Raw genomic sequence first — 12691 nt, forward strand, 5'->3', positions numbered from 1 at the left:
AACTTGGTTTTAATTACTTAAACCAACTATTATCTTTATACTATATAAAGTCTTAAAGTAAATAGTCATTTGGGCCTAACTTCTGTTAGTTGGGAATAACCATTTCTTTCTTCACGTATGTCTACCCGTGTTGAAGGTTTCAGTAAAAACTGTTAGATAAAAATTTAACTTTAAGACTTTTAATTTTTTGGATAATTATCATCCCAGTTTTTGGTTTCAGGGTCACTCAATTTATCTACCGATTTTGCGACTAACATAGAAACAGCAGCGTCTCCAGTAACATTAACGGTTGTTCTACACATATCCAACGGTCTATCAACGGCAAAAATTAAGGCTAAACCAGCTTCTGGAATTCCAGCTTGAGCTAAAACAATAACAAGCATAACCATACCAGCTCCTGGAACTGCAGCACTACCAATTGATGCCAAAGTTGCTGTAGCAATAATTCCTAATTGGACACCAAAGCTTAAATCCATACCAAAAGCTTGAGCAATAAATACGGCAGCTACGGCTTGATATAAACTAGTACCATCCATATTAATGGTGGCGCCAATAGGTAAAACAAAACTAGCGACTTCTTCTTCAACGCCTAAATGTTCTTCAACGCGTTCCATAGTTACAGGAAGCGTTGCAGCACTACTGCTTGTTGAAAATGCTAAAAGCTGAGCGGGTGAAATACCGTTTATAAAGAATGATGGCTTTTTCTTGGTAAAAATCCAAACAATTAAAATGTATACACAAATCATTAAGGCTAAACCTAAAACAACGCATAAGGCATACCAACCTAGCGCTTTAAATAAATCGGCACTTGGCGATTCTACAACTAAGGCCGCTAAAAGCGCAAATACACCATAAGGTGCCGTTAGCATAATGAGATCTATAAGTTTTAAAATGACTTCGTTAAAACCATCGAAAAACTGTTTTACAGGTTTTGCCTGTTCTTCAGGGATTAAAATTAATCCGATACCAAAGAAAATAGCAAAGAAAATAACTTGAAGCATATTACCATTATCGCTTGCAGCGTTAAAAATATTACTAGGTACTAAATCTTCTAGCGCTTTTAATGGCCCAGCATTTTTTTGATTTTCGGCGGCAGATATTTTAGAATCTGCATCGCCTTTATAGCTTTCTACTAGCTCGGTTCTAGTTTCTTGAGAGATAGACTTTCCAGGTTTTACAATGTTTACCACAGTTAATCCTATAGAAACTGCTATAATGGTTGTAAAAATATAGGTGATTATTGTACGTCCCCCCATTTTAGATAGTTTGGAAATATCTTTAAGGTCGGACACACCTTTTATTAACGACGCTAAAATTAAAGGAACAGCAATAAGTTTTAATAGGTTTATAAAAATGGTTCCGAAAGGTTTTACCCAATTGGTCACAAATTTGCTTCCCCACTCAAAATTTGCCATAATAAGTGCGAAAACAACACCTAAAACCATTCCGATAATAATTTGCCAATGTAATGCGAGTTTCTTCATTGTGTTTTTTTTAGCCCTGATAGAGGCGATATCCTTTTATATTATAAAAGATAAAGCCGAAAGCAGGTATTTGCTACATATTATATGTTTTATTTTGTAAATAGTAATCTGCAAGAACTAAGGCGGCCATGGCTTCTACAATAGGTATGGCTCTGGGAACAACGCAAGGGTCGTGTCTGCCTTTTCCTTGCATTTTTACAATATTTCCATCAGTATTTAAGGTCTCTTGCTCTTGCATTATTGTTGCTACTGGCTTAAATGCTACGCGGAAATAAATATCCATACCATTACTTATTCCGCCTTGGATGCCGCCAGATAGATTTGTTTTTGTACTGCCGTTTTTATTAAAGAGATCGTTGTGTTCGCTTCCTTTCATTTTAGTACCACAAAATCCGCTACCATACTCAAACCCTTTTACAGCATTTATGGATAACATGGCTTTTCCTAATTCGGCATGAAGTTTATCGAAAACAGGTTCTCCAAGCCCAACTGGAACCTGTTTTAAAACACAAGTAACCGTTCCGCCTATGGTATCGCCTTCTTTTCTTATAGACTTAATTTTATCGATCATTTTAGCTGCTACATCACTGTCTGGACAGCGTACATCGTTACTTTCTGTTTGGGTAAAATCTAAATCTTGGTAGGGTTTTTCTAAATAAATATCGCCTACAGAAGAGGTGTATGCATGTATTGAAATGGTGCTTAAAAATTGCTTGGCAATGGCTCCCGCCACTACTCTACAAGCTGTTTCTCTTGCCGAACTACGTCCGCCACCACGATAATCGCGATGACCATATTTTTTATCGTAAGTATAATCGGCATGACTTGGCCTGTAGGTTTCTTTTATATGTGAATAATCTTTAGATTTTTGGTTGGTATTTTTAATAATGAATCCAATGGAGGTTCCTGTGGTTTTGCCTTCAAAAATACCTGATAAAAACTCGACAGTGTCAGGTTCTTTACGTTGCGTAACAATATTGGATTGTCCTGGTTTTCTTCTATCTAATTCGTGTTGAATGGCTTTAAAATCGAGTTTTAAACCCGCTGGACAGCCATCTATCACGCCACCAATTGCTGGGCCATGCGATTCGCCAAAAGTGGTGAGCTTAAATAATTTTCCAAAAGAGTTTCCTGCCATTAACTGCTATATTTTTATGCTAATGTAACCCTATTCTTAAAGAAACAAAAATCGACATTACTTTTCCTTAGAATATGTCTTAATATTCTGGTTACATTCTTTTAACAAATTACTCACAGTTAATTAATTAAGGCTTAAAGTAAAAGTGAATAATTAAGCTGTTCTTTGTACAAACCTTTTAGCTCTTGAAATTAAAACGTAAAGTAGAAATAGCTATTATATCCGATGTGCATTTAGGTACCTATGGTTGCCATGCTAAACAACTCCTTACCTATTTAAATAGTATCGAGCCAAAAACACTCATACTTAATGGTGATATTATAGATATTTGGCAATTTAAAAAGCGTTATTTTCCTAAATCGCATTTAAAGGTTATAAAAAAGATTATGGACTTTGCATCGGATGGTGTTGAAGTTATTTACATTACAGGTAACCACGATGAAATGTTAAGGCGTTTTGCTGATACGACTATTGGAAATATATCGATAGTTAATAAAAAAGTACTTGATTTAGATGGTAAACGTGCCTGGATTTTTCATGGTGATGTTTTTGATGTCTCTATACAAAATGCCAAATGGTTAGCTAAATTAGGTGGTTATGGTTATGATATGCTTATTCTTTTAAATCGCTTTGTTAATTGGGTTTTAGAGCGTATGGGTAAAGAAAAGTACTCACTTTCCAAAAAGATTAAAAACAGTGTGAAACGTGCTGTAAAGTATATTAACGATTTTGAAGAAGTGGCCTCTGACTTGGCTATAGAGAATGGTTATGATTATGTAATTTGCGGCCACATCCATCAACCCAAAATGCTTATTAAAGAGAATAAGTTTGGGCAAACCATGTACTTAAATTCTGGTGATTGGGTTGAAAACTTCACGGCTTTAGAGTATCAATTTAAACGTTGGAAAATTTACAATTATAACAACGATAAATTATCACCATTTTTTGCAGATGAAGATTTGAAAGACATGGAAATAACTGATTTAATTGCCGCTATTACTGTGGTTGATCGTAAAAAGAAGAAATCAGATTAACGCTTGATTTAAAATGGTTACTGGGTGCAGCGCTTGTCTTGCCGTACCATCCAAAATTTGATGTCTGCAGCTCGTTCCATTTGCCGAAATAATAACATCATGATTGGTATTTTTTATGTTTGGAAATAGTGTTTGATTGCCTATTTGCATACTTATAGCGTAATGCTCTTTTTCGTAACCAAAACTTCCTGCCATACCACAACAACCACTAGGTATTACGGTTACGTTATAGTTTTTAGGAAGATTTAAAATATGAAACGTATCGCTAGAACTACCTAAAGCTTTTTGATAACAATGCGCATGTATTTTTATTGTTTTATTATCTTCTGAAAATTGACTAGAAACAATATGGCCTTGTTGAATTTCCCGATTTAAAAATTCCTCGATTAAATAGGTGTGCTTTGCAATTTTTGTCGCATTGTTTTTATCGTTGGCTAATTTAGGATAGTCATCTTTAAAGGTATAGATAGCTGAGGGTTCAATGCCTATTAAAGGGGTTTTCTCGGTGATAAGGTTTTTAAAAATAGACACATTTTTATTGGCTATTTTTTTAGCTTGATCCAAGAATCCTTTGGAGATAAAACTACGTCCAGATTCCTCATGTTTAACCATAGTTACTTTATAATTAAGCTTAGATAATAGCTCTAAAGTATCAAGACCTATTTGGGTGTCTAAATGATTAGTAAATTCATCAACAAATAAATAAACATGTTTTTTAAACTCTTGATTTATAGAGTGTTTAGTTTTGTTAGGTAATCTTTTAGTTGATATTAAAGGCAGCGTTCTTTGGGGAGAAATACCCATAAGTTTTTTAACAAAACCAGACGTTATTTTATTAGAAAATATGGCGTTGGTTAACTTGGGAGTGTAGCTAGCTATTTTATTAAATTTATTATTGTAGGCAAATAACTTGTCACGTAAAGACGCTCCATTTGCTTTTTGATATTGGTATTGAAATTCAGCTTTTAATGACGCAACATCAACACTACTAGGACATTCGCTTGCACAAGCTTTACAACTTAAACATAAATCGAAAACCTCTTTTAATTCGTGATGATTAAATTTATTCTTTTTATTGGAATGTGTTAGAAACTCTCGTAAAGCATTGGCTCTTGCTCTAGTCGTATCTTTTTCATTTTTTGTAGCACGATAGCTTGGACACATGCTTCCGCCAAATTCTGGTAATTTTCTGCAATCCCCAGAGCCATTACACTTTTCGGCTTCTCGTAAAATACCTTTAGAAGCTGAAAAATCTATAGCTGTTTCAATTTTTGGTTCTTCCCTGTCTGGTATATATCGTAAATTTTCATCCATTGGAAGAGCATCGACAATTTTTCCGCGATTAAAAATAGCATTAGGGTCGAAAACAGATTTTACTTCTTTAATTATGGTATAGTTCTCCTCGCCTATCATCATTGGGATAAACTCTGCACGGACAATACCATCGCCATGTTCGCCACTCATAGAGCCTTGATGTTTTTTGACTAGCTTGGCTACATCTGTAGTTATTTTCCTAAATAGAGAAACATCATGACTATCTTTTAAATTTAAAATAGGACGTAAATGCAACTCTCCAGCTCCAGCATGAGCATAGTAAACTGCTTTTTGCTGATAGTTAGTCATAATTTGTGTAAACGCTTTAATGTAGCTTGCTAAATCTGGTAAAGCAACAGCTGTATCCTCAATACAAGCAACAGATTTTTTATCACCTATCATGTTCCCCAAAAGTCCAAGTCCAGCTTTTCTTAGCTCCATCGCTTTAACGATGTCTCCATCTTTCAAAACTACATTGGCATAAGACTTTTCTTTTGTAAGGCTATGTAATAAACCGTCAATTTGTTTGTTTAAATCCACATCTGTGTCAGATTTTAACTCACACATTAATATAGCTTTAGGATCGCCTTGTACAAATTGCCTGTTTTTTTGTTGTGTTTTATTGTGTTTGGTTAAATCTAGAATTGTTTTATCCATCATTTCACAAGTGTGTAAATTATGTGTCATGACAGTTTCTACAGTATTTAAGCAATCCTCTACAGAATTAAAATGACAAGCTATCATAGCATTTTTATTAGGTGGAAGATTTTGTAACTGCAAAGTAATTTCAGTAGTAAACGCTAACGTTCCTTCGCTGCCAGATAGCAGTTTACACATATTAAAGGGAATAGAGCTAGTCGTAAAAACTTCACTTTTTATAAGCTCATCGATAGCATAACCTGTATTTCTTCTATGAATTTCTGGTTTAGGAAAGTTGTTTTTGATTTGTTCTTGAACAAGGGAGCTTTTTAGTTGATTATAGATTTTTCTGTAAATCTTTCCCTCGAGCGTATCTAATTGTAGTTTTACATCGAACTCTTTTTTTGATAAAGCTTTAAAGGCAACGTCACTTCCATCACTTAAAATGGTTTTTAGTTTTAAAACAGTATCTCTAGTGACCCCATATTGGATAGATGTTGTCCCAGATGAATTATTACCAACCATACCGCCAATCATACAACGATTACTAGTTGACGTATTTGGTCCAAAAAACAAACCAAATGGCTTTAAATAATTATTTAATTCATCTCTTACTACACCAGGTTGTACAGTAACTGTTTTATTTTGGGTATCTAAATTAAGAATCTGATTAAAATGTTTTGAAGCATCTACAATAATACCATTGCCAACACATTGTCCAGCAAGTGAAGTTCCTGCAGTTCTAGGAATTAAACTTATACTATGTTGATTAGCAAATTGAATTAACCGAATAATATCTTCGCTATTCTTAGGATAAGCAACAGCTGTAGGAAGTATTCTGTAAACAGAAGCATCGGTAGCATAAATAGCTTTTATTAAATCATCAAACAAAAGCGTACCTTGAAGTTGTTTATTTAATTGATTTAAGTCTTCTATGCCAATTTTAATCATAATGAAATGTTAACTGGTTAAAGATATTTAATAAATTTATGTTTTTAACGTTATTTTATATTGGTATTAGATTTTTATTGTAATCTGATTTAATAGAAAAAACGTATATATAAATAAACGAAACAAAAAATTATGAAGAAAGTATTTTTAACGCTTGCTAGTTTGCTGACATTTACAGCATTAACCTACGCACAAGATATTTCTAAAAACGCTATTGGGCTTCGATTGGGTGATAGCGATGGTTTTGGAGCCGAAATATCATACCAACGTGCCATTATGGATAATAACCGACTAGAATTTGATTTTGGTTGGCGTGATGGTAAACATTATGATGGTGTAAAACTTATTGGGTTATACCAATGGATTTGGAATATTGATGGTGGTTTTAATTGGTATGCTGGTGCTGGTGCCGGATTTGGAGCTTACAAAAACGAATACAGGTATAATCATCCTGTTTATGGGAGTGTAAAAGAAGAACATAGTGATTCTTTTGTTATTTTATCGGGAGATGTTGGTATTGAATATACATTTGACTTCCCTTTGCTTCTTTCTTTAGATGTTAGACCTGAACTAGGTTTTGGAGATGATTTATACGATAATGATGATCTAGATTTTGATATAGGTTTAGGTGTACGTTATCAATTTTAATCAAGTCAAGTTATTTTACAAAAAAAAGCGCTTAGAGAAGCGCTTTTTTTTATGATGTAAAGTTTATTCTGAAACCACATATTTAGATAAAGCCTCTTTATATATTGTTTCGTATTGAGGAACAATCTCATGAATATCAAACAAAGCAGCTTGTGCTTTTGCTTGCTGTTTAAATTGTTTTAAAGTCGTTTTCTCTTTAAGTATGGATAAGGCATTTTTAGCCATATCATCAACATCGCCTACAGGACTTAAATAACCAGAAACACCATGTTTGTTAACTTCTGGTATGCCCCCAGAGTTGCTTGAAATAACCGGAACACCTGCTGCCATGGCTTCTAATGCTGCAAGTCCAAAACTTTCGGTTTCTGAGGGTAAAATAAACAAATCAGAAAAGCATAAAATACGATCAATTTCGTTACTATTACCTAAAAACACCACTTGATTGCTTATACCTAACTCTTCACAAAGTGTCTCGGCTGCTTTCTTTTCAGGTCCTTCTCCAACTAGCATTAATTTAGCAGGAAGTTGTTGTTGTATTTTATAAAATACTTTTATAACATCTGGGATACGTTTTACTTTTCTAAGGTTGCTTATGTGTGTGATAATGAGTTCGTTGTCTTGCGCCATCATAGCGCGTTGGCAATCTGTGAACGCTTCTTTTTGTTTTCCTATGTCGATAAAATTGGTGACTACATGAATATCATTTTTAATATCAAAAAGTCGTAAGGTGTCTTTCTTTAAACTTTCGGAAACTGCTGTAACGGCATCAGATTTATTAATGCTAAATGTGACGGCGGTTTTGTAAAACGGGTGACTTCCCACAAGGGTAATATCGGTACCATGAAGTGTGGTAACAATAGGTACATGAATGCCTTCTTCTTGAAGCATTTTCTTCGCCATATAAGCAGCATACGCATGTGGAATAGCATAATGAACATGCAAGACTTCAATACCATGAAGCTTAACCATGTCTACTAATTTACTTGAAAGCGCTAATTCATAAGGTTGATAATGAAAAAGTGGGTATTTAGGAACATTCACTTCATGAAAGTGTACATTGTTACTTAATAGCTCTAGCCGAACAGGTTGTTTATACGTTATAAAGTGAACTTCGTGACCTCTTTTTGATAATTCTATCCCTAATTCGGTAGCAACAACACCACTTCCGCCAAAGGTTGGATAGCAAACAATTCCTATTTTCATGTATTCGTTTTTAATCTATTATTGCTTCGTAAATTAAGCGTTGAATTTCAGTTCTTATATTTTCGCGTAATAGTCTATTTCTACCTGCTTTTGGGTAGGTTCTATTAGCCAAAAAGACATATACTATTTCTTCGTCTGGATCGGCCCAAGCATATGTTCCTGTAAACCCAGAGTGTCCAAAGCTTGTCATAGAAATACACCCACAAGTTGGTCCTACATCGCCTAATTGAGGTTTATCAAACCCTACGCCTCGCCTATTATCTTCACTACAAAAATAACAGGTGTTGAATTTTTCTAGTGTTTCAGGTTTTAAATAGCGTTTACCACCATAATATCCTTTTTGTAAATACATCTGCATGATTTTAGCCACATCGTTAGCATTACTAAAAATACCAGCGTGACCACCTATTCCGCCTTGCATAGCAGCACCCATATCGTGTACATAGCCATGTACTTCTTGATAACGATAATAATCATCAACTTCGGTAGGAACTATTTTATCTCCACTAAACTTAGTATTTGGGTTATAGGTTGTATAATTAGCTCCTAAAGACTTGTAAAAATGACTATCTGCTAGCTCACTTAAACTTTTATTGTAGTGCTTTTCTATATACTTTTTTAAGATATAATAAGGCAAATCGCTATACCTATACTTAAGTCTATCTAGTAGATCACTATCTTTAATTGTTTTTTGAATAGAATCCATATAATCCTTTCTCATATAGAGTTCTTTAGCTACTTTAACGCTAAATTTCCCTGACGCTTCATTACGATAATATGCTGCACTTGGTTTATTAGTTACAGAGTCTAAAGTGGCGTAATAAAATGGTATCCATGGTTTTAGTCGTGCGTAATGCGATAGCATTTCTTTTATAGTGACATTTTTTTTATTTGAATTGGCATATTCAGGTAAAATCTTAGATAGTTTTGTGTCTAAAGAAATAATCCCATTCTCTTCCATTTCCATAAGCAATGGTAACGTGGCTAAAATTTTGGTTAACGAAGCTACATCGTAAACATCATTAAAAGTAACGCTTCGGGAATTTTTACTATACGTGTGTTTTCCAAAATTTTTATTATAAATGACTTTACCTTTTCTTGCTACAAGCAATTGAATACCTGGTGTCATTTCTTCTTTAATGGCATAATTGGCAACCGAATCGAGCTTTTTAAGTTTTTCCGAACTCATTCCTACGCGTTCTGGAGCACCATAACTTAGATTTAAAATATTATTATACATAATACCGTCTCCAGCATTAAAACCATTACCTACAGTAACAGGTAATGTTCCTTTAGCTGGTATGGCTCCAAATAATAATTGGGCAGATTTTTGTTGGGCTATTTCGCTATTTTGATAGCTAACAACAACACTTTCAAAATTCTCTACGGTTGATAAGTCTAGTAAAGCGTATGGTTTTACAAAAATATCGAGGATGACATTCTTTGTTCGTGCCAATTCGTATAACCAAACTAATTCTTTATTTTTAAATGAGCTACTCTTCCAAGGATTGGCGTTAGAACGATGAAATCCAGCTATGACAGTATTGTATCCTGATAGCTTTTGTAATAAAACATCTAAATTATCGGCAGAAATTTTATGAACTTTAGCATATTTTTGGAGTTCTTTAAAAAATACCGACCCATCATCGTCACCAAAACTGACATAAGCAATATGCTTATCTTCAAGTTTACGAATAGGTAAAATATCGTTTTTGTTTTTTAAAACCGTAATCGCGTTTTCAAAAAGCTTTTCGGAGAGAACTTGGTCTTCAATTCGGTTTAAATCGGAAACCAAATTATCTAAAGAAATAGGTTTATAGCGGTTTAATCCTACTTTGTATTTTGCTTTTAGTATTTTTTTAACCGAATATGCTAAGCGTTCTTCGGTAATATCACCATTTTTATAGGCTTCAGCAATTTTATCAATAGCTTTTGGAACATTTTCAGAAATTAATAATACATCATTTCCTGCTAAGAAAGCAGCCAGATCTATATCGCCAGGTTCGCTATAATTTGCAGCACCTTTCATATTTAAAGCATCAGTAAATATTAGGCCTTCAAAACCTAAAGAGTCTTTTAAAATCCCTGTAACGATAGGCTTAGAAATAGATGACGGATAATTGTCTCTAGAATCTAAAGCAGGAACATTTAAATGCGCTACCATAACACTAGAAAGTCCTTCTTTAATCAAGGCTCTGTAAGGGTATAATTCAACCGAATCTATACGCTGTTTGGTAAAATTAACAGATGGTAATGTTTTATGCGAGTCGCTCTCGGTATCGCCGTGTCCAGGGAAATGCTTCGCGTTAGCCAAAACTCCAGCGCTTTGCATACCTTTCATAAAGGCTAATGCTTTTTCGGTAACATTGTCTTTATTTTCACCAAAAGAACGGTTTCCTATAATAGGATTTTTAGGGTTAGTGTTAATATCTACTACAGGAGCAAAATTAAAATGTACCCCTAAACGGTTGCAGTGTTGGCCTATGTACTTTCCGGTTTCTTCAATTAGTTTAGGATCTTTTACTGCACCTAAAGTCATATTCCAAGGAAAAGCGTAGGTAGAATCTAATCGCATGCTTAGTCCCCATTCAGCATCCATACCAACCAATAAAGGAATTTTAGATGCCGATTGAAGTCTGTTATTTAACTTCGCTTGACGAATAGGGTCGCCTGTTGAAAAAATAACACCACCTATAGCGTTGTTTTTAATTTGTTGTAAAATAATATTCTCATGCCTAAGTCCTTTATCAGAAAATACTTGAACCATGAATAGTTGTCCTATTTTCTCTTTTAAAGTCATATTATTATACAAACTATCCACCCATTTGTTTTGTGCCTCTGGATTGGTTGAAGCTAATGGGTTCTTTTGTTGTGAAAAACAAAATGTAAATGATAATATTGAGAGTAGTAAACAGGTTTTTAAACGCATAAAGATATTTGGGTTTTAATTCAATTAAAATAAACTAAAAACTGTGCCAAAATAATACTTTAAGAAACAATTTGGTAGGACTTTAAGATAGTTTTATTAAGAATTAATCAACTACCATATATCTATTTTATAAATGTCTTTTGTTATTTTTGACTTATGAAATCAATATTAAATACTTTTTCCGTTTTTGGGGTTAGTTTTTTGTTGCTAACCAGTTGTTATAATTCTAATCGTGATTGTGCTGATTATAAAACAGGTACATTTGAATTCACCTACATAGAAAAAGGTGAAGAAAAAACAGCTACTTTTGTAAGAACAGAAGCATATAGTATTGATTATATTGATAATAAAGCAGATTCTTCATCAATTAGATGGATAAACGATTGTGAGTTTATTTTAAAAAAGCTGCATCCTACTTCAAATTTGGAAAAGAAGCCTATCCACATGAAAATTATTAGTACAACTAATGATTCCTATACATTTGAATATAAATATGCTGTTGATGATTTGAATAGAGATAATAAGAAAATGCGTGGTGTGGCTAAAAAAATAGATTAAGATGTTAGACTTTTTATTAACCGGAGATGCCATTATGGCATTATTAACCCTTACATTTCTAGAAATTATTCTGGGAATAGATAATATTGTTTTTATATCTATTGCAGCAAATAAGCTGCCTGAGCATCAACGTGGTAAAGCTACAAATATTGGGTTGTTGTTAGCGATGGTTCAGCGAATTGTTTTGTTGTTTTTCGTCTCATTTTTAATTGGTTTAAAAGAGCCTTTTTACACTATTAATACAGATTGGCTTCATATAGCTATAAGCTGGCAAGCTTTAATATTGTTTACTGGAGGGTTGTTTTTAATTTATAAAAGCACCTCTGAAATACGAGAGAAGGTAGAAATGCCTGATCATGATGAAAAAGAAATACAGAACAAAAAAATTACGTCCTTATCACAAGCCGTAACACAAATACTTATTATCGATTTTATTTTCTCTATCGATTCTATTCTTACTGCTGTTGGTATGACTAACGGTTTACATCCTAATCATAACTATGCTTTGGTGTTAATGATAATTGCTGTGGTTATATCTATTATCATAATGATAGGTTTTGCTAATCCAATTAGGAAGTTTATCGATTCGCATCCAAGTATGCAGGTTTTAGGGTTAGCCTTTCTTATTTTAATAGGCTTTATGCTTATTACCGAAGCCGCTCACCTATCGCATACATCTATTTTTGGTCAAACAGTTGGCGCTATACCAAAAGGGTATCTATATTTTGCTATTGCTTTCTCGTTGTTTGTCGAGTTTATAAACTTTAGAATACAAAAAAACAATAGCAAATAA

9 protein-coding genes are annotated in these 12691 nt (G+C 33.7%); 4 read left to right on the top strand and 5 right to left on the bottom strand.

The window, feature by feature from the left end; all coding sequences use genetic code 11:
* Positions 1–179 precede the first annotated feature (179 nt).
* A complete protein-coding gene (locus EJA19_RS11320; RefSeq protein WP_125468485.1) occupies positions 180–1484 on the bottom strand; it encodes a dicarboxylate/amino acid:cation symporter in 1305 nt (434 codons plus the stop codon).
* Between the two features lie 73 nt (positions 1485–1557).
* The gene (gene aroC, locus EJA19_RS11325) at positions 1558–2622 is read right to left on the bottom strand and encodes a chorismate synthase (RefSeq protein ID WP_125468486.1); all 1065 of its coding nucleotides are present in this window, start codon (positions 2620–2622) and stop codon (positions 1558–1560) included.
* 185 nt (positions 2623–2807) lie between these two features.
* On the opposite strand from aroC, the gene EJA19_RS11330 reads away from it, so the two are divergent.
* Complete coding sequence (locus tag EJA19_RS11330; RefSeq protein WP_125468487.1) at positions 2808–3656, top strand: UDP-2,3-diacylglucosamine diphosphatase; 849 nt, start codon at positions 2808–2810, stop codon at positions 3654–3656.
* Here the strand turns inward: EJA19_RS11330 and EJA19_RS11335 are convergent.
* Complete coding sequence (locus EJA19_RS11335) at positions 3648–6560, bottom strand: FAD-binding and (Fe-S)-binding domain-containing protein (protein WP_125468488.1); 2913 nt, start codon at positions 6558–6560, stop codon at positions 3648–3650. The genes EJA19_RS11330 and EJA19_RS11335 overlap by 9 nt on opposite strands.
* 132 nt (positions 6561–6692) lie before the next feature.
* On the opposite strand from EJA19_RS11335, the gene EJA19_RS11340 reads away from it, so the two are divergent.
* A complete protein-coding gene (locus EJA19_RS11340; RefSeq protein WP_125468489.1) occupies positions 6693–7208 on the top strand; it encodes a hypothetical protein in 516 nt (171 codons plus the stop codon).
* A gap of 63 nt (positions 7209–7271) precedes the next feature.
* On the opposite strand, the gene bshA is transcribed toward EJA19_RS11340, so the two are convergent.
* Together bshA and EJA19_RS11350 are read right to left on the bottom strand one after the other, a co-directional pair.
* Positions 7272–8411: an N-acetyl-alpha-D-glucosaminyl L-malate synthase BshA gene (bshA, locus tag EJA19_RS11345; protein ID WP_125468490.1), complete on the bottom strand. Its 1140-nt coding sequence runs from the start codon at positions 8409–8411 to the stop codon at positions 7272–7274.
* 10 nt (positions 8412–8421) lie between these two features.
* A complete protein-coding gene (locus EJA19_RS11350; protein WP_125468491.1) occupies positions 8422–11340 on the bottom strand; it encodes a glycoside hydrolase family 3 N-terminal domain-containing protein in 2919 nt (972 codons plus the stop codon).
* 156 nt (positions 11341–11496) lie between these two features.
* Here EJA19_RS11350 and EJA19_RS11355 point away from each other — a divergent pair, with 156 nt between their 5' ends.
* A complete protein-coding gene (locus EJA19_RS11355; RefSeq protein ID WP_125468492.1) occupies positions 11497–11898 on the top strand; it encodes a hypothetical protein in 402 nt (133 codons plus the stop codon).
* A gap of 1 nt (position 11899) precedes the next feature.
* Positions 11900–12691, top strand: coding sequence for a TerC family protein (locus EJA19_RS11360; protein ID WP_125468493.1), 792 nt, complete (start codon positions 11900–11902; stop codon positions 12689–12691).

Source organism: Mangrovimonas spongiae (genome assembly GCF_003944795.1).
In the GTDB taxonomy this organism is placed as follows: Bacteria; Bacteroidota; Bacteroidia; order Flavobacteriales; family Flavobacteriaceae; genus Mangrovimonas; species Mangrovimonas spongiae.